Annotated in this window: 18 protein-coding genes; 9 read left to right on the forward strand and 9 right to left on the reverse strand. The window is 66.1% G+C overall.

What is annotated here, in order from left to right; genetic code table 11:
* Positions 1-11: 11 nt before the first annotated feature.
* Positions 12-1,796 carry a right-handed parallel beta-helix repeat-containing protein gene (locus ACLIMP_RS05750; RefSeq protein WP_324698115.1) on the reverse strand — a complete coding sequence of 595 codons (1,785 nt, stop codon included), beginning with the start codon at positions 1,794-1,796 and terminating at the stop codon, positions 12-14.
* Positions 1,797-1,955: 159 nt separating this feature from the next.
* On the opposite strand from ACLIMP_RS05750, the gene ACLIMP_RS05755 reads away from it, so the two are divergent.
* Positions 1,956-2,369 carry a hypothetical protein gene (locus tag ACLIMP_RS05755; RefSeq protein ID WP_324698117.1) on the forward strand — a complete coding sequence of 138 codons (414 nt, stop codon included), beginning with the start codon at positions 1,956-1,958 and terminating at the stop codon, positions 2,367-2,369.
* Positions 2,370-2,375: 6 nt separating this feature from the next.
* Here the strand turns inward: ACLIMP_RS05755 and ACLIMP_RS05760 are convergent, their stop codons facing one another.
* The 4 genes from ACLIMP_RS05760 to otsB all read right to left on the reverse strand — a co-directional run bounded on the left by ACLIMP_RS05760 (position 2,376) and on the right by otsB (position 6,932).
* Positions 2,376-2,672: a hypothetical protein gene (locus ACLIMP_RS05760; RefSeq protein WP_231635786.1), complete on the reverse strand. Its 297-nt coding sequence runs from the start codon at positions 2,670-2,672 to the stop codon at positions 2,376-2,378.
* 162 nt (positions 2,673-2,834) lie between these two features.
* Positions 2,835-4,250, reverse strand: a complete 1,416-nt coding sequence (gene otsA / locus ACLIMP_RS05765; protein ID WP_054436544.1) for an alpha,alpha-trehalose-phosphate synthase (UDP-forming) — start codon at positions 4,248-4,250, stop codon at positions 2,835-2,837.
* 58 nt (positions 4,251-4,308) lie between these two features.
* On the reverse strand, positions 4,309-6,123 hold the full coding sequence (locus ACLIMP_RS05770; protein ID WP_132469400.1) for a glycoside hydrolase family 15 protein: 1,815 nt from the start codon (positions 6,121-6,123) through the stop codon (positions 4,309-4,311).
* Positions 6,120-6,932, reverse strand: a complete 813-nt coding sequence (gene otsB / locus ACLIMP_RS05775; RefSeq protein WP_324698122.1) for a trehalose-phosphatase — start codon at positions 6,930-6,932, stop codon at positions 6,120-6,122. The genes ACLIMP_RS05770 and otsB overlap by 4 nt, the downstream gene beginning before the upstream one ends.
* A 230-nt stretch (positions 6,933-7,162) precedes the next feature.
* On the opposite strand from otsB, the gene ACLIMP_RS05780 reads away from it, so the two are divergent.
* The 7 genes from ACLIMP_RS05780 to ACLIMP_RS05810 all read left to right on the forward strand — a co-directional run bounded on the left by ACLIMP_RS05780 (position 7,163) and on the right by ACLIMP_RS05810 (position 11,985).
* Positions 7,163-8,209 (forward strand): mannose-1-phosphate guanylyltransferase, encoded by a 1,047-nt coding sequence (locus ACLIMP_RS05780; RefSeq protein ID WP_443478101.1) that lies wholly within the window; start codon positions 7,163-7,165, stop codon positions 8,207-8,209.
* Positions 8,210-8,351: 142 nt separating this feature from the next.
* A complete protein-coding gene (locus ACLIMP_RS05785) occupies positions 8,352-9,104 on the forward strand; it encodes an HAD-IIB family hydrolase (protein WP_054436516.1) in 753 nt (250 codons plus the stop codon).
* A gap of 28 nt (positions 9,105-9,132) precedes the next feature.
* Positions 9,133-9,690 (forward strand): hypothetical protein, encoded by a 558-nt coding sequence (locus ACLIMP_RS05790; RefSeq protein WP_324698126.1) that lies wholly within the window; start codon positions 9,133-9,135, stop codon positions 9,688-9,690.
* 98 nt (positions 9,691-9,788) lie between these two features.
* Positions 9,789-10,247, forward strand: a complete 459-nt coding sequence (locus ACLIMP_RS05795) for a Dps family protein (protein ID WP_054436512.1) — start codon at positions 9,789-9,791, stop codon at positions 10,245-10,247.
* A 124-nt stretch (positions 10,248-10,371) separates the two neighbouring features.
* Positions 10,372-10,992 (forward strand): 6-phosphogluconolactonase, encoded by a 621-nt coding sequence (locus ACLIMP_RS05800; RefSeq protein WP_324698128.1) that lies wholly within the window; start codon positions 10,372-10,374, stop codon positions 10,990-10,992.
* A complete protein-coding gene (locus ACLIMP_RS05805) occupies positions 10,980-11,468 on the forward strand; it encodes an NUDIX domain-containing protein (RefSeq protein WP_324698130.1) in 489 nt (162 codons plus the stop codon). The genes ACLIMP_RS05800 and ACLIMP_RS05805 overlap by 13 nt, the downstream gene beginning before the upstream one ends.
* Complete coding sequence (locus ACLIMP_RS05810; protein WP_185998027.1) at positions 11,461-11,985, forward strand: GNAT family N-acetyltransferase; 525 nt, start codon at positions 11,461-11,463, stop codon at positions 11,983-11,985. The genes ACLIMP_RS05805 and ACLIMP_RS05810 overlap by 8 nt, the downstream gene beginning before the upstream one ends.
* Before the next feature lie 10 nt (positions 11,986-11,995).
* On the opposite strand, the gene dinB is transcribed toward ACLIMP_RS05810, so the two are convergent.
* Complete coding sequence (gene dinB, locus ACLIMP_RS05815; RefSeq protein WP_324698132.1) at positions 11,996-13,117, reverse strand: DNA polymerase IV; 1,122 nt, start codon at positions 13,115-13,117, stop codon at positions 11,996-11,998.
* Between the two features lie 91 nt (positions 13,118-13,208).
* Here dinB and ACLIMP_RS05820 point away from each other — a divergent pair, with 91 nt between their 5' ends.
* Positions 13,209-14,468: a multidrug effflux MFS transporter gene (locus ACLIMP_RS05820; protein WP_443478102.1), complete on the forward strand. Its 1,260-nt coding sequence runs from the start codon at positions 13,209-13,211 to the stop codon at positions 14,466-14,468.
* A gap of 60 nt (positions 14,469-14,528) precedes the next feature.
* Here the strand turns inward: ACLIMP_RS05820 and ACLIMP_RS05825 are convergent, their stop codons facing one another.
* From ACLIMP_RS05825 to ACLIMP_RS05835, 3 genes are all read right to left on the reverse strand, one after another.
* On the reverse strand, positions 14,529-14,678 hold the full coding sequence (locus ACLIMP_RS05825) for a lmo0937 family membrane protein (protein ID WP_132268417.1): 150 nt from the start codon (positions 14,676-14,678) through the stop codon (positions 14,529-14,531).
* 314 nt (positions 14,679-14,992) lie between these two features.
* Positions 14,993-16,006 carry a phytoene/squalene synthase family protein gene (locus tag ACLIMP_RS05830; RefSeq protein ID WP_324699004.1) on the reverse strand — a complete coding sequence of 338 codons (1,014 nt, stop codon included), beginning with the start codon at positions 16,004-16,006 and terminating at the stop codon, positions 14,993-14,995.
* 69 nt (positions 16,007-16,075) lie between these two features.
* Entirely contained in the window at positions 16,076-16,672 is a 597-nt protein-coding gene (locus tag ACLIMP_RS05835) for an LOG family protein (protein WP_054436504.1), read from the reverse strand.

Genomic DNA, 16,672 nt, shown 5'->3' on the forward strand with positions numbered 1-16,672 from the left:
GCTGCCGTCGTTCACGGCGTCGGCAGCAGTCCCCGGGCCATGAAGTTCGGGGTGATCGCGCGGCCTTCGCCGGTCTTGTTCCCGTCGAAGCGCGAGTTCGGCCGCTTGAGTACCGGGCTGACCACCACGCCGCCAACGGTATTGCCGCTGATCTGGGCGTTGCCCTGGATGTTGCGCTTCACGCTGACGACGAGGGGTAGCGCGCGGGCGGCCGAAGCGTTCACGGCGTTGTTACGGATGGCAAGGTCGATCCGGTTGGAGGCGACGGTATAGCCGATCGCCACGCTTTCCGCAGGCAGCGCGGTGGCCAGTTCGACCCGGTTGCCCGAAATCTCGCCTTTCGGCGCGGACCCGCCGATCAGGACCATTGGCTTGTTCCCCGGCCGGTCGAACAGCAGCACATTGTCCTTGATGACCAGCCTGTCGGTGGCGCGGTAGGTCCAGTCGACCGTCACGTTGCGCAGGCGGTTGCCCTGGAACACCATGCTGCCGAAGTAACTGGGCGTGCAGACGCCGAGTTGGCCGGGGCCGGAATAGACGAACTCGTTGCCGATGAAGCTGACGGTGATCGCATCGAGGCTGGTTGCGAAGCCGCCGCTTTGCAAAGCGGCCATCGACAGGCCGCGCTGGGCCCCGATCTTGGACATCTTCTCGCGCCGGATCGTTTCCGGGATCGTGCCGTCCTGCTCGCCGTAATTGTTCCTGAAGACGATGTTCCGGGCGACGTAGAAGGTGGAATAGCAGAAGTTGCCGGCGTTGGTGACGCGGTTGTCATAGGCGATGCAGTCCATGCAGCCCTCGAAGTCGACGCCGACATCAGACATGTCGCTGATGCGGTTACGGGCGACGACGACCTTCTGGCCGTTGTTGCCGTAGACCCCGCCATTGGCCCCGCGCATCGTGTTGTCGGCGATGTAGACCTCGCTGACGCGGCGCAGGAACTGCGGCATTCCGCCCTGGTCGTGCTTCGCGCCGCCCCCCCACCAACTGATCTTGGCGTATTTGCCCTCATTGCCCACGGCAATGACGCGCCGCGCCATGTTGAAGCGCAGGATCGAGCCCTGGTAGGCGCCGTAGTCCACCGTGTTGTCGGAGATGTAGATGTCCTCGTTGAGGTCGTCGAGGCTGTTGGGCGAGAATCCGGCGAGGACGGCGGGATCGACAGTGACGGAACCCTTGGCGCGGTCATAGCCGCTGCCGTCCATCCGCAGGTGGCCTACCGAGGCAAGGCCGATCCCGTCGGCCGTGCAGCGCGTGACCTTCAACCCCCGGATGTTGACCGCGCGCAGCATCACGGTCTTGGAACGCTGGGAAGCGATGGTCGTCGCATGAATGCCATCGACGACGATGTTTCGCACGAAGCTGGCGGGATCGTTGCTTTCGGGGCTGACGGAAAGGGGGGAGCCCGTTGGACCTGCCCAGATCAGGTGCGGCCCCTTGCCCTGGCCGAATATCCCGAAACCACGGGATATCGCGACCGGACGGGTGAGGCGCATCGGGCCGGAAATCATGACTGCGGGCGCGCCGCCGGCGATGGCACGCTCAAGGGCGGCGCTGTCGTCCGTGGTTCCGTTGCAGGCTGCGCCGAAACGCCTGATGTCCAACGCGCGGGCGCGAAGCGCGGCGATATCGCTCTCCAGCCGCGATTGCGGGGGGGCCCAGGCCGGCCAGTCGCCCGGCTGCGAGGCGGCGAAAGACGAAGTGGGGCGCCACAAGGACGCCGCGCCCAGCGCCAGAGCGGAGACGGCGAACAGAGAGCGGCGGTCGACGGCGAAGGGGTTCGCGGGATGGGCCATGTCGAAAACTCCTCGTTTCCTGTTGCGCTGCAATATTCACGGTCGTTTAATCGCGTGGCCCGCAACGCTGCATGAACGGCTGTGGGCGGCGGGACGATCGACTGCCCGTTCTTCGCCCCAACTTTGCCTTCAACAACGACCTATCCGGGAAACGCCTGCTTGAATCACATCCTCGCCCTCGTTGCCGATTGGGAAAGCCTGAAGAATCTGCTGGTTCCCAAGGATCAGGTGATCCGTGCGGTGATTCACATCCACGGCGGGATGCTGCTCTTCCTGTTCCTGGCATTCGTGTCGCGACGGGGTATCGCCAGTGGCTGGGCGCTGGCGCTGCTCTGGGTGGTGGCGCTGGGCACCGAGGGGGCCGACATCATCTCGATGTGGCCGATCGATCGTCCGTGGAAACTTCGGGATACCGGTTACGACCTGTTCAACACGCTGCTGTGGCCGACGGTCCTCTATATCGGCGCTAGTCGCTTTGCGGGGCGCAATGCGGGCGAGACGGTGATGGACAAAGACATGGGCGAAGGTCGCGAGGAGCCGGTTGCGCCTGAAGCGATAGAAAACCGGGAATAGCCGTGGTCAGCGACCGCGGAAATGCTCCACGATGCGGGTGTCGAGCGGTTCCTTGAAGCGAATTTCGAGGTTGCTCGTGTCCTTCTTCGCCACCGTTGCCGGCAGGGGACCGATCGCGCCGATCCATAGCGAGAAATCGCCATCAAGCGCGCAGGGAAGCGCTTCCGCTTCCAGATCGCAGCCAAGATCGGCAAGGTCCGAAATGCGGACTCGCGCGGAACCGTGCGCGCCGATGCATTCCCCGTAGAGAATCATGCCCATCCTCATCACGCTGCCCGGATCGTCCGGGCTCCTTGTTGTCATTCGTGCGATCCCCGGCATTCTTCCGGGGATCAGCGGGATCGGTATCCCGCACACTCTCCTATAGCCCGTTTAAAGGTCAGATTGGTTGCAGGCGAGTGTCGTTTTGATGATGGCAGCCGATTTCATGACGGACGCCTGTTCTTATGGGTTAGGCCGAATGCTTCAGGCGACTTCGTCCTGCGGCGTGGGGGTCTTGCCCCTGGCCTTGCCATAAAGGGCGCCGAGGAAGTCTTCGCGCCAGCGCTGCACGTCATTGTCGCGCACAGAGGCAAGGAGTTTCGCATGGCGCTTCTTGCGTTCGGCCAGCGGCATTTCGAGCGCCTTCTTGATGTTTTCGGCGACATGCTCGATCGAGTGCGGGTTCACCAGCAGCGCATCCTTGAGCTGATGCGCGGCGCCGGCGAACTGCGACAGGATCAGCACGCCGGGGTTCTCCGGATCCTGCGCCGCGATATATTCCTTCGCCACGAGGTTCATCCCGTCGCGCAGGGGAGTGACAAGGCCGATGTCCGCCGCGCGGTAGAACCCGGCGAGCTGATCGCGCGGGAAACCCCGGTTGACGTAACGGATGGGCACGAACGCCACATCGGCATAAGCGCCGTTGATGTGCCCGGTCTTGCGTTCGAGGTCTTCGCGAATCTGCTGGTAGCTGGCGACGTCCCCGCGCGATGGCGGTGCGATCTGGAGCAGCACGGCATCGCCGGCCTGATCGGGGTAATCCGCCAGGAAGCGCCCGAAGGCCTCGAAGCGTTCGCCCAGGCCCTTGGAATAGTCGAGCCGGTCCACGCCGATCAGGATCTTGCGACCGCGCACACTGGACTTGAGCCGGTCGTGGGCTTCGCGGGCTTCCGGCCCGGCGGCGGCTTCGGTGAACTCGGCAAAGTCTATGCCGATCGGGAAGGCGCGGGCGATGACCTTGCGGCCCTTGTACTCCACCGAATTGTCGAGATTGACCTTAAGGCCCATCTCTTTCTGCACGTAGTGGAGAAAGCTTTCGAGCCATTCGGTGTTCTGGAAGCCGATCACGTCGTATTCCAGCATCGAGGCAACCAGACGTTCGTGGAAGGGCAGCGAAACCAGCAGACGGGTGGGCGGCCAGGGCGTGTGGAGGAACAGGCCCATCCGGTTCCTCACGCCTTTTCCGCGCAGCAGCGATCCGAGCGGAAGCAGATGGTAATCATGGACCCAGACCAGGTCCTCTTCCTCGATCAGCGGCAGGACGGCATCGGCGAAACGGGCATTTACGCGTTCGTAGCCCTCGCCGAAGTTGCGGTCGTACTCGGTCAGGTCGATGCGGTAGTGGAACAGCGGCCAGAGCGTGCGGTTGGCGTAGCCGTTGTAATATTCGTCGATGTCCTGCGGTTCGAGATCGATCGTAGCCGTGGTGATGCCGTCGTTGCGTTGCATGTCGAGGTGGCCGGTGAACTCCTCGGTTTCCTGCCCCGACCAGCCGAACCAGATGCCGCCATGTTCGCGCAGTGCCGAATTGAGCGCCACTGCCAGTCCTCCCTGCGCCCCGGCGGCTCCCGCTGCCTTGGGAACCGATACCCGGTTGGAGATGACGATCAGTCTGCTCATTTCAAATCCCCTGTGCCGCGCCGACCAGATGTGCGGAAGACGCGTTTTGCGGGGCCGGCTATCGCCAGTCCCGCCAAGACCGGGACAGCTGCCCGGCACAATTGATGATACCTACTAGCGAATAGGTCTGCGGAAAGTTCCCCCACAGTTCGCCGGTTTCGAAATCCATATCCTCCGAAAGGAGGCCCGATCTGGTGCGATGATCCAGCATCGCCTCGAACAGGCGGCGCGCCTCCTCGTCCTGGCCGCTGCGATGGAGCGCCTCGATCAGCCAGAAGGTGCAGATGTTGAAGGCGGTCTCTGGCAGGCCGAAATCGTCCTCGCTGTCGTAGCGAAGCATGTGTTCGCCCCGGCGCAGCGCCTTCTGCACGGCCTGGAGCGTGGCGCGGAAGCGCGGGTCTTCGGCCTCGACATAGCGCAGCTCGACCATCTGCAGCAGGCTGGCATCGAGCTGCGAGCCGCCGAAGCTGGCGGCATAGTGACCTCCCGCGCCGCTGTCGTCGAAGTCCGGTGCCTCGATCTTGTGCCAGGCGTGTTCGTCGATGTGCTTGCGCACCGTGGCCGCGCGTTCGCGCCAGATTGCGGCCCGCTCGTCGAGCCCGAGGAACTCGGCGGCATTGGCCAGACGGTCACAGGCGGCCCAGCTCATGACGCTGGAATAAGTGTGGACGGCCGTGCGCGTGCGCAGTTCCCAGAGGCCGGCGTCAGGCTGGTCGTGCGTCTGCCAGGCCAGTTCGCCGACCTGTTCGAGGCTGGCGAAATCCTCGGGCGTGGCGATACGCAGCAGGCGCTGGTCGGAAAAGGCCTGTATCGCGGGCAGGACGATCTGGCCGTAGCAGTCGTTCTGGACCTGATAATAGGCGGCGTTGCCGACCCGGACCGGCCCCATGCCGCGATAGCCGGAAAGGTCGGGAGCTTCCCATTCGATGATCTCGCGCGCGCCGCTCACCGCGTAAAGCGGCTGGATCGCACCGCCCTCGGCATCGTCGACGATGTTGCGCAGATAGGCGAGATACCGCTCCAGCACGTCCAGTGCGCCGAGATGGTTGAGGGCCTGCACCGTGTAGTAGGCGTCACGGATCCAGCAGTATCGGTAGTCCCAGTTGCGCTGGCTGCCGGGCGCTTCCGGGATGGAAGTGGTGAGCGCGGCGACGATCGCACCGGTTTCCTCATGCTGGCAGAGCTTGAGCGTGATGGCGGCGCGGATCACCGCGTCCTGCCAGTCGAGCGGGGTGGCGAGGCCGCGCACCCACAGCCGCCAGTAGTCGCCGGTGTGGCGCAGCATCGATTCCATCTCGTGTTCGACATCGCCGCTGAAGGGTTCGTCGGGGCCGAGGAAGAAGTGTAGCGTCGTTTCCAGCCGGAAGTAGCGTTCGTCGAGAACGTAGCCGATCGGGGCATCGGTGGTGAGGCGCAGGGTGTTGCGCTCCACCAGGTAGCGGATGTGATTGGAGCCGCGCGTGATGGCGGCAAGCTGGGCGCCGTAGCCGCTCATCGGCGTGAGCACCGTGCGGATGCGCGGCGAGCCCGCCACCGGACGGACGATACGCGCATAGGCGACCGGCCGATACGTGCGGCCCGATCGTTCGAAACGCGGGCAGAAGTCGATCACTTCCACCGCGCCGCCCTGCGCATCTTCCAGCCTGGTGATGAGGATCGGGGTATTGCGCGAGTAACGCTGGGTGACGGAGACCTGGTTTTCCAGTTCGAAGCGCCAGGTTCCCGCGTCCTGGCCTTCCGGGCCGCGCAGCAGGGCACAGAACGTCGGGTCGCCGTCCACGCGGGGGACGCAGCCCCAAACGAGCGCGCCGCTGGTGTCGATCAGGCCTGAGACCTGGCAATTGCCGATGGGCCAGAGTTCGAGCGAGCTCATGTTCGGCTGTTCTCCTGGTCGTGATCGTGAATGATGGTTTCGAGCCACGCGTGCACCGCGCTGACGCCGCCGAGCCGGGCATGGGCGAGCGTTTCGCGCATCGGCCCCGCAAGGATGCCGTCTCCGCCGAGGCGGGCGACGGCTGCGAAGGCGTCCTCGTCAGTCACGTCGTCGCCGATGAAGACGGGGCGAGCGCCGAGGAAGGGCGGCATCTGCATGAAGCGTGCGACGGCGCTGCCCTTGTCGGAACCGGGCATGGACAGCTCGATAACCTGCTTGCCGTGCTTCGTCCTGAGCCCGAACTCCCTGCCGGTCTCGTCGGCGCAGGCGAGCAGGCCGGGCAGGGCTTCGGGGTGGCGGCGGTAATGCACGGCGATGCTGAAGGGCTTGGGTTCGACGAGGAGGCCGCCGTTGTCGGCCGCGAAAGCGGAGAGACGGTCGACGACGGCCTTTGGCAGCGGCTCGGCAAGGGGAAGGATTTCGCGGCTGCCTGCCGGTCTGAACTCACCGCCGTGCGAACCTGCCGCAGCGACATCGAGATGGCCCAGCATCTCCTCCAGCGATTCCAGCGAACGGCCGGTGATGAGCGCGAGCCGGCCGTCCAGCCGATCGGCCAGTCGCGCGATCAGGTCGGGCAGATGCGGAGAGACGATCACGTCGTCGGGATGGTCCGCGATTTCCACGAGCGTGCCGTCGAAATCGAGGAACAGAGCCGTGGGCACGGCCGCGCCAAGCGGCAGAGGAGGGGGCAGATCGCGCGGAAAAGCGCCATGTTCCGCCAGCGAGGGACATTCGCCTGGATCGGTCATTATGGTCAGTCTTGCACCTTCGGAAGAGGATGGCCACCCGAAAAGCGGCCGATCCGGTCGAGGTTGGGCGTTATCCGCCGGGGGCAGCGGCGCCGGAGAAGGGTCAAACGAACGGGATGGGGCAGGGTTCCGGCCGATGTGGAAGGTCGCTTCGAGTCCTCTATGCAATCCGGCGAGGGGCTAGTATTGGCACAGCGAAAGCCAGACTTCCCTGGCATTCATCGAGCCCCATGTCCCAGATCGTTCCAGTTATTCTGTGCGGAGGCAGCGGCACGCGGCTTTGGCCGCGCAGCCGCGTTGCCAAGCCCAAGCCTTTCCTGCCGTTGGTGGGAGAGAGCACGCTGTTCGAGGCGACGGTGTCGCGCTGCCCGCCGGATCTGGGTTTCGCGGCGCCGGTGGTGGTGACGGGACGGCAGCACCTCGAACATGTCGAGGCGCAGCTTCACGGGCAGGAAGGTGCCTCGGTGATCGTGGAGCCGGCCGCGCGCAACACCGCTGCCGCCATCGCGCTGGCCGCCTGCCGCCTGCCGGATGACGCGGTGATGCTGGTCTGCCCGAGCGACCACCATATCGGCCGCCCGGACGTGTTTGCCCGTGCCGCGGCTGCTGCCGCCGCGCTTGCCAGGGACGGCTGGCTGGTGTCCTTCGGCATCGAGGCGACCGCGCCGGAAACCGGCTTCGGCTACCTCAGGCGCGGCGAGGCGATCGAGGGCACGCCCGGTTTCCGCACGGCCCAGTTCGTCGAGAAGCCTGATCTCGAACGCGCCCGCGCCTTCCTGGCTGAGGGCAATTACGCCTGGAACGGAGGCATCTTCGCTTTCCGGGTGAGCGATTTCATGGCCGAACTCGCCGCGCACCGCCCGCAGATCGCCGCCAAGGTGCGCGAGGCCGTGGCGAAAGGCACGCTCGACGGCCACCGCTTCCATCCCGACGCGGCGACTTTCGCCGAGGTGGAAAGCGATTCGGTGGACTATGCGGTGATGGAAAACACCCGCCGCGCGGCGCTGGTGCCGGCCGACATGGAGTGGTCGGACATCGGCAACTGGCACGCCCTGCACGAAGCGCTCGATCGCGACGACCACGGCAACGCGGTGCGCGGCGCGGGTGATGCGGAACTGGTGGATTGCCGCAATGTCCTGGTCGACAGCGACGGACCGCGCGTCTCGGTCATCGGCCTCGAAAACGTCGTCGTCGTCGTCGATGGAAACGACATACTGGTCACCACCGTCCAAGGTGTGCAAAAGGTCGGCAAGCTATCCGGTGCCGTCAACCAGTAAGGGACGGCAGGCGCCCGGGTCCGGGGGCCGGACATCGGGAGCAACGGTAGGGGATTTGTCATCGTAATGGTGCAGGTCCGACATTTCTTTCCCGGCCGGATGATGGCAGGGGCCCGGATTATCGCATCGCGGAAGGCATGAAATGAAGCAGATCGTAGCGTTCGACCTCGACGGGACCCTGGCGCTGAGCAAGCAGCCGTTGACCGACGAAATGGCCGAACTCATGGCGCGGCTGCTCGAAGTGGCGCAAGTTGCCGTGATCTCCGGAGGGGACTGGCCGCAGTTCGACAAGCAGGTGGCCAGCCGTCTTCCCGCCGATGCCGATCGTTCGCGGCTCTGGCTCATGCCGACCAGCGGCGCCAAGCTCTACGTCCACCGCGACGGCGCCTGGACGCCGGTCTATGCCGAACTGTTCACTGAAGAACAGAAGCGCGAGATTCTCGAAGCGTTCGACGCTTCGCTTGCCGCCACCGGCTTCACGCCCGAGGAAACCTGGGGTGAGCGGATCGAGGATCGCGGCAGCCAGATCACTTTCTCCGCCCTGGGCCAGCAGGCTCCGCTTCATGCCAAGGAGCTCTGGGACCCGGACTTCGCCAAGCGCAAGGTGATCCAGGCCGATCTCGTGAAGCGCCTGCCCGGCGTCTCGGTCAATCTCGGCGGTGCCACTTCGGTGGACGTGACCCAGCCGGGCGTGGACAAGGCCTGGGGGCTCAAGCGGCTTGCCGAACATAGCGGCGTGGCCGAAGCCGACATGCTGTTCATCGGCGATGCCATCTTCCCCGGTGGCAACGACTATCCGGCCAAGGCCATGGGGCTCGACACGATCTGCGTGCGCGATCCCGCCGATACCGCCAACGTCGTCGCCGCGATCGTCGCCTGCCAGAAGGCGGGCTGACGGCAGCGGCGCCTTCGCGGGAAGCCGGATGCCCGCTTTCTACCTGACTTTCATCGCCGTCCTGCTCGCCGGTTTCGGTGCGCGGGACCAGATGACCATATCCGGCCTCGCCGCAAGGCAGGGGCAGCGGCCCGGTGTCCTGCTGGCGGCCCTGCTCAGTGCAGGGCTGACCGCCGCGGGTGCGGCATGGGCGGCGGCTTTCATGCTCGCCCAGCTACCGCCTCCGGCACGGATGATCTTCGCCGCATTCGCCGTGGGTCTTGCCGGGCTTGAGTCCCTGATCCTAGTCCCGCGCCGCCGGCCGAAGGAGCCCACCAATTCGCTCGGCGCACTGCTGCTGGTGCTGCTGGCCAGCCAGATCGCCGATGCCGCCCGGTTCATCGTCTTCGCCATGGGCGTGGGTATGGCAGCGCCTGTGGCATCCGGGGTGGCAGGCGCGCTGGGCGGCGGGATACTGGCGGGGATGGCCTGGGCCTTCCCGCAGTTTTCGAGCGCTCCGGCGGCGGGCTGGATCAGGCGGGGCGTCGGCCTCCTGCTGGTCTGCGCTGCGCTCATGCTGTTCCTTCGGGAATCTTCGATACTCTGATCGGAAATTGATAGAGAACCGGGGGTTCACTTCCGCGTTCACAAATCTACATAGTTCACCGGACGGCATAGGCCGAACAGCAACGAGGGAAACACGGCATGACTTCCAAGGACAATTCCAAGGCCGCTCTGATCGACAGCCTGAACGGGCTGCTCGCCGACACCTTCGCGCTTTACGTCAAGACGAAGAACTTCCACTGGCATGTTCGCGGCCCGCAGTTCCATGACCTGCACCTGCTGTTCGATACCCAGGCAACCGAGATTTTCGGCCTGACCGACCTGATCGCCGAGCGTGTCCGCAAGCTGGGCGGCACCACCCTGACCTCCATCGGCTCGATCGCCGCCAAGACTTCCGTAAAGGACGAGGATGACACCTCGCTCGACGCGCAGGGCATGGTCAAGCAACTGTTCGAGGACAACACCGCTTACGTCGCCACGCTGAAGGAAACCAAGGAACTGGCAGGCGAAGCAGGCGACAATGCCACCGACGGCATCATCGATGACTGGACCGATCAGGCCGAACAGCGCGCCTGGTTCCTTCGCGAGATTCTTGCCTGAGAATGTGCGACCGGCTCGCTACAGCCGTGGCGAGCCGGTCGCACCGGCATTTCGGCACCGCCAACGCGGACCGAACCCGAAGTCTCTCCTCGCGCAGAGACAAAAACCGGCCTAAGTCCAGCTCATGCCGAAACTCGAAATCATCGAAGGTGCCGACGATGGCGCCATTGCCGCTTGGTTCGCGGAGCGCCTCAAGGCTGCTCTTGCAACCAGTCCCGACGACATCGCGATCACCGTGCCCGGCGGTTCGACGCCTTTCCCGATTTTCGACCGGTTGGCGGAGATGGACCTTCCCTGGCACCGCATCTCGGTCTGGCCGGGGGACGATCGCATCGTTGACGAGGATCACCCCGCCAGCAATGTCGGCAAGATCCGGGCAAGGCTCGAGCCTGTGGGCGCGCGCGTCGTGGCGCTGACCGAACAGGCTCGGCCGCCGCATTTCGCGGTCGCCTGGCTTGGCATGGGCGGTGACGGGCATATCGCCTCGCTGTTCCCGAACACCGATCCGCAGATCGACGATCCCCGCGAAATCCGCCGCCTTACGCCCGATCCGTTGCCGCCCGAGGCGCCCTTCGACCGGCTAAGCCTGACCATCCCGGCGCTGACGGACAGCGACGAGCTGATGTTCGTGATCCGCGGCGCTGACAAGCGCGCGGTCTTCGATGCCGCGGTCAAGGGCGAGCACGATCTGCCGGTTGCCCGGCTGCTGCGCGCGGCGCGGCACAAGGTCACGTGTTTCTGCTGAACTGGCTGCTGCACCGGCTTCCGGCGCCGCTCCACCGTACGCTTTACCGCGCGGCACACTGGGGCCGGCGGCAGGTGTGGAAGGTGTGGCGGCCGGAACTGCACGGCGTGCGCGTGCTTGCGCTCGATGGTGAAGGCCGGGTGCTGCTGGTGCGGCATTCCTATGGCTCCGGCCGCTGGATGCCCCCCGGCGGCGGGCTCAATCGCGGTGAAGATGCGCTCTCCGCCGGACGGCGGGAACTGCTGGAAGAGACCGGCTGCGCGCTTGCGGATGTTCGCCTGCTCGTTCTCGTCACCGAGGATCTCGTCGGCGCGAGCAATCATGTCCATGTCGTTGCCGGCAGGACCAACGATGTGCCGCGCGTGGATGGCCGCGAACTCGTGGAGGCGCGGTTCTTCCCGCTGGGGGCGCTGCCCGATCGGATACCGGCGCGGCTTCCCGCCGAACTGGCGCAGTGGATCGCCGAATATGCCTGATGCGGGGATCATGCTGGAGACCGAGCGTCTCTGCCTTCGCCCGCCAGAGCGGGGGGATTTCGAGCCCATGCGGCAGATGTTCTGCGATCCGCTGGTGGTCGCCCATATCGGAGGCAGTCCGCTCCTGCGTACCGAGGCATGGGCGCGGTTTCAGCGAGACGTGGGGCACTGGACGCTGGAGGGTTTCGGCCAGTTCACGGTTCTGGAGAGAGCTTCGGGCCGTTACGTCGGCAAGCTGGGGCATGCACGCTTCCTGCGCGATCTTGGACCTCTGGCGGAGACCGAGATCGAGATGACGTGGACGCTGGCATCGGGGTTTCACGGGCTGGGCTATGGGAGCGAGGCAGGCCGGGCCGCGATCGCGTGGTTCGAGGGACGCGGCCCCCGCCGCACCGCCTGCGTGATTGCTGAGGCGAATCTGCCTTCGCTCGGGCTGGCCCGAAAGCTTGGATATCGGGAAGTTGACCGGCTGGCGGGCGAAGCCGGCGCCCGGATCGTGCTCGTCAGGCAGGGGTGAAAGTCCAGGCCTAAAGAAGCGAAAGCTGCCCATCCCTGGCCGGGCGAACGTCCTCTTCCCCGCGTTCGAGGGCGGAGAGGGTCAGGCCCATCAGGCGGATCGGTTGCGGCAGCGGCAGCAGTTCCTCCAGCAGTCCATGACCGAGTGCGGAGAATTCCGCCTTGTCGGCCACGAAATGATGGAGCGAGCGGGCGCGGGTGAGGGTCTGGAAGTCGGCGTAGCGCAGCTTGAGCGTGACGGTACGGCCACGGGTCTCGGCGCGCTCGATGCGGTCCCAGACGATGTCTACGATGTTGTCCAGCGTTTCGCGCAGGGCCTCGGTGCCCTGGATATTATCGAAGAAGGTGCGCTCCCCGCCGACCGATTTTCTCGGGCGGTTGGCGCGCACCTGTCGCAGGTCCACGCCCCGGGCGGCCTGATAGAGATACTCCGCAAAGCTGCCGAAATGGGCGCGCAGGAAGGCGATGTCCTTTTCGCGCAGGTCCGCGCCGGTCTCGATGCCGAGGCGGGCCATCTTTTCCGCGCCGCGCGGGCCGACGCCGTGAAAGCGGCGTACCGGCAGGCTCGCCACGAACTGCGCGCCCTGGTCGGGGCGGATCACGCAGAGACCGTCAGGCTTGTTCTGGTCGCTGGCGAGCTTGGCGATGAACTTGTTGTAGGACACCCCGGCGCTGGCGGTAAGCCCGGTTTCGGCCTTGATGCGGCGGCGGATCTCCTCGGCGATGCGGGTGGCTGACCCGATTCCCCTGAGGTCGGCGGTGACGTCGAGATAGGCTTCGTCAAGCGAGAGCGGCTCCACGTGGGGGGTATACTCGTGGAAGATCGCGCGGATCTGCTGGCTGACCTCGCGGTAGACCTCGAAACGGGGTTTGCGGAAGATCAGGTCAGGGCAGAGCCGCGCCGCGCGGGCGGAAGGCATGGCGGAGCGCACGCCGAACTTTCGCGCTTCGTAGCTGGCCGCCGCCACCACGCCGCGCAGGGAGGAACCGCCCACCGCCACCGGCTTGCCCCGCAGCGAGGGATCGTCGCGCTGCTCCACGCTGGCGTAGAACGCGTCCATGTCGACATGGATCACCTTGCGCAGGCCGTCGGCCTCGCGGCCCTCTGCCGATTCTGCTTCGCGCGATGACATGGCGGCAGATATAGTCCCTGCGCCGGGAAAAGCGCTATCCGCGGCGCGAAATTGCTGGCCACTGCGGCGCAAGTGCTGCAATGCGCCGTGCATGACCTCCGACACAGCGAATCCCGCGCCCTTTCCGATGCGGGGGGTCGAGTTCGTCGCCCTCATGGCCGCCCTGCAGGCACTTCAGGCGCTCTCGATCGACATCATGTTGCCCGCGCTCGGCGAGATCAGCCGTGACCTGGCGGTCCCTGACCCCAACCAGCGGCAGCTGATCGTCGGCGTGTTCCTGATCTGCACCGGGCTCGGCTCGCTGGTTCCCGGCGCGTTGGCGGACCGTTACGGCCGCCGCCCCGTGCTGCTTTTCGCGATCTGCGCCTATGTGCTGAGCGCTCTGGCCTGCGCGCTGGTCACCAGCTTTCCGATGATGCTGGCGGCGCGCGCGGTGGCAGGACTTTGCACGTCCGCGCTGATGGTCATGCCGATGACCGTCATTCGCGACCGGTTCGAAGGCGATCGCATGGCCAGCATGCAGTCGCTGGTGTCGATGACCTTCATGGTCGTGCCGATGATCGCGCCGATGGTGGGGCAGGGCGTGATGCTGGTTGCCGGCTGGCGCTGGATCTTCGGCCTCATCAGCGTGCTGGGTGCCTGTGTCTACGCATGGACGGCCTTCCGCCTGCCGGAGACCTTGCACCCCGATTACCGGCAGGAAATCCGGCCCCGGGTGATCGCCACCAACATGGCGCTGACCCTGCGCACGCGCGAGGCGGTGGGCTACCTGTTCGGCGTCGCTTTCGTGCAGGGGGCGATGTTCGGCTACATCAACAGTGCCCAGCAGCTGGTGGCGGAGCACTTCGGCGCGGGGTTCTTCTTCCCGGCGGTGTTCGGCGGCATGGCGCTGGTCATGGCCATGACCAACTTCGCCAATTCGCGTATCGTCCAGCGCTTCGGTGCGCGGCGCGTGTCGCAGACGGCGCTGTTCGGCTATATCGCCAGTTCGGTGCTGCACTTCGTGCTGGCCCTGAACGGGGAGACGCTGTGGGTCTTTGTCCCGCTCATGACCTTCTCCATGTGCATGATGAGCTTCATCGGCTCGAACTTCCAGTCGATCGCGATCCAGCCTTTCGCGCGCACGGCAGGGGCAGCAGCCTCGATCATGTCGTTCGTGCGGATGGTGATGGGCGCGGTTCTGGGTGCGTTGATCGGGCAGGCCTACGACGGCACGCCCGGACCGATCCTGGGCTCGATGGTGGCAGCGGGGCTGACGGCGCTTGTCTTCGTGCTCTATTCCGAGCGAGGCCGCCTGTTCCGGCGCCTCAACTATCCTGCCGGCTACTATCCCCCAGGCAAGCGGCCCTGAGCGAGGGGCCTTTATTCGGTAATACGGGGAGCCGGTGCCCCCCGCTTACCTGCCTGAGGGCTAGACGGCCCGGCCGCCGCGAAACAGCTGGACGAGGCCCACGACGATGGCGATCACCAGCAGGACGTGGATCAGCGCGCTGGACACGTGGAACACCACGAAGCCGAGCAGCCACAGGACCAGCAGGATGGCGGCAATGGTGAAGAGCATGGCGATTCTCCCTTGTTCGTTACAAAGCAGCAACGCTCGGTATCGTTCGAGGCTCCCGGATTTTTTTGGTAAGCTCCGCGATCTCCACCGGGAAAACGGTTCGTCCCGGCTTCGGGGCAGGCGATGGAATGCTGCCATGGCCGACGATTGCCGGACAGCGGCGGCCAAGGCATGGTCGCCTCGCGACCGCGAATCGCCCTTGGGCGCATCTCGCCGCGAATTCTTCGGGTCCACCCAATTACGTCGCAACGACGACAGTTCGCGGGCATGGCGCATCCTGTGCCGGCCCGCGACACTCGCCACGCCAGCCCAGACTATTTCCGCAGGCCCATTTCCCTGAGCTCGCGGCGTGACAGCGCCGGGCGGGGCGCTGTGCCCGCAGGCTCGGCTGCGCTTTCCGGCCCGCCGCCCGCCATCCGGTCGGGATCGTTCTGATTACCCGCCTGCGCCTCGTTCCATGCGGACCAGACATGGGCGAGCTTTTCGGCGCGGGTGGTGTGTACGCGGTGGTCCCAGGCATGGGCGCCGAGCCGCTCCACCTCGCGGGCGATGCCGCCGTAGATGTTCGCGGCCGACAGCACCGCCCAGCGCTGGCGGAAGGCCAGCCGGGCAGCTCCGATCCTTGCCGATGCCTCATAGTCCCGCGCGAGCGCGCAGGCGCGGGCGATCATCGGCACCAGCGCGCCACGATAGTGCGGCTTGGTGACTTCGCCGGGCGGGATGTCCGCCTCCACCAGCCATTCGACCGGCAGGTAGCAGCGGCCCCGCGCGTCGTCCTCCCAGACATCGCGCACGATATTGGCGATCTGGAAGGCAATGCCGAGATCGCAGGCCCGGTCCAGCGTGTCGTCGTCGTCGGGCGATACGCCCATGACCGCCGCCATCATCACGCCCACCGCGCCTGCCACGTGATAGCAGTAGCGCAGCATGTCCGCCTCGCAGCGAGGCCGCCAGTCGGCCGCATCCAGCGCGAAGCCGGCCAGCACGTCATCCACCATGGCGGCGGTCAGCGGCACTTCGCGCATGAGCTGGCCGAGCGCGTCGAAAGCGGGCGTGCCGGTGGTTTCGCCCGCCATCGCCAGCTCGGTCAGCGTGCGGATGGTTGCCAGCCGGTCCTCGGGCGAGAGGCGGGTGCCGAGCCGCACGGGGCCGATGGCGTGGCCGTGGTCCTGTTCGTCGGCGATGTCGTCGCAGGCGCGGCACCAGGCGTAGAGCAGCCAGACCCGCTCGCGCGTTTCGCGGTCGAACAGGCGGCTGGCCGCCGCGAAGCTCTTCGATCCCTTGCGGATGGACCGGCGCGCCTCCTTGACGAGGTGCGCGCGGTCCAGCGGCCCGGAGCGGAGGGCGGCGCCGCGCAGGGCGGCTTCGAGGAGCTTCTCAGTCGGCACCCGAAAGCCTCACAGCGTGCTGGGGTCCATCCTGACGATCGGGACGATCGGCTCGTGCGCGTGCATGCGGTCGAGCAGGAGGTCCAGCTCGGTCTCGGCCAGGATGATGCCCTGATGGGCGGGCCGAACGAAGCCGACTTCGGCCATGTGGCGGTTGAATGCGAGCAGGCCGTCATAGAAGCCGAAGGAGTTCAGCACGCCCACCGGCTTGTCGTGATAGCCGAGCTGGGCCCAGCTCACCGCTTCCCACAGTTCGTCCATGGTGCCGACGCCGCCGGGCAGGACCAGGAAGCCGTCCGACAGGCGCGTGAATTCCGCCTTGCGCTCGTGCATGGTCTTGACGACGTAAAGCTCGGTGCAATCGTGATTGGCGACTTCGCCGCCCTTGCCGCCGGCGCCGGTGAGCGCTTCGGGGATCACGCCGATCACTTCGCCGCCCTGCGTGAGCGCGCCGGCGGCCACGGCGCCCATCAGGCCGAGGCGGCCACCGCCATAGACAACGCCGATGCCGCGCGCGGCAAGGGCGGCGCCCACGTCATGGGCAAGCTGGACGTAGCGGGGATCGGCGGGGGTGGCGGAGCCGCAGTAGACGGCGATGCGTTTCAT

Origin of the sequence: Novosphingobium aeonii, from assembly GCF_052279045.1 — a bacterium.
GTDB lineage: Bacteria > Pseudomonadota > Alphaproteobacteria > Sphingomonadales > Sphingomonadaceae > Novosphingobium.

Coding starts and splice junctions, on each gene's coding strand:
- ACLIMP_RS05770 (WP_132469400.1), bottom strand. CDS start 6,123: ATGAGCTCGCTCGAACTCTGGCCCATCGGCAATTGCCAGGTCTCAGGC.
- ACLIMP_RS05790 (WP_324698126.1), top strand. CDS start 9,133: ATGCCCGCTTTCTACCTGACTTTCATCGCCGTCCTGCTCGCCGGTTTC.
- otsB (WP_324698122.1), bottom strand. CDS start 6,932: ATGACCGATCCAGGCGAATGTCCCTCGCTGGCGGAACATGGCGCTTTT.
- ACLIMP_RS05750 (WP_324698115.1), bottom strand. CDS start 1,796: ATGGCCCATCCCGCGAACCCCTTCGCCGTCGACCGCCGCTCTCTGTTC.
- ACLIMP_RS05810 (WP_185998027.1), top strand. CDS start 11,461: ATGCCTGATGCGGGGATCATGCTGGAGACCGAGCGTCTCTGCCTTCGC.
- ACLIMP_RS05785 (WP_054436516.1), top strand. CDS start 8,352: ATGAAGCAGATCGTAGCGTTCGACCTCGACGGGACCCTGGCGCTGAGC.
- ACLIMP_RS05820 (WP_443478102.1), top strand. CDS start 13,209: ATGACCTCCGACACAGCGAATCCCGCGCCCTTTCCGATGCGGGGGGTC.
- ACLIMP_RS05825 (WP_132268417.1), bottom strand. CDS start 14,678: ATGCTCTTCACCATTGCCGCCATCCTGCTGGTCCTGTGGCTGCTCGGC.
- ACLIMP_RS05780 (WP_443478101.1), top strand. CDS start 7,163: ATGTCCCAGATCGTTCCAGTTATTCTGTGCGGAGGCAGCGGCACGCGG.
- dinB (WP_324698132.1), bottom strand. CDS start 13,117: ATGTCATCGCGCGAAGCAGAATCGGCAGAGGGCCGCGAGGCCGACGGC.
- ACLIMP_RS05760 (WP_231635786.1), bottom strand. CDS start 2,672: ATGACAACAAGGAGCCCGGACGATCCGGGCAGCGTGATGAGGATGGGC.
- ACLIMP_RS05795 (WP_054436512.1), top strand. CDS start 9,789: ATGACTTCCAAGGACAATTCCAAGGCCGCTCTGATCGACAGCCTGAAC.
- ACLIMP_RS05800 (WP_324698128.1), top strand. CDS start 10,372: ATGCCGAAACTCGAAATCATCGAAGGTGCCGACGATGGCGCCATTGCC.
- otsA (WP_054436544.1), bottom strand. CDS start 4,250: ATGAGCAGACTGATCGTCATCTCCAACCGGGTATCGGTTCCCAAGGCA.
- ACLIMP_RS05835 (WP_054436504.1), bottom strand. CDS start 16,672: ATGAAACGCATCGCCGTCTACTGCGGCTCCGCCACCCCCGCCGATCCC.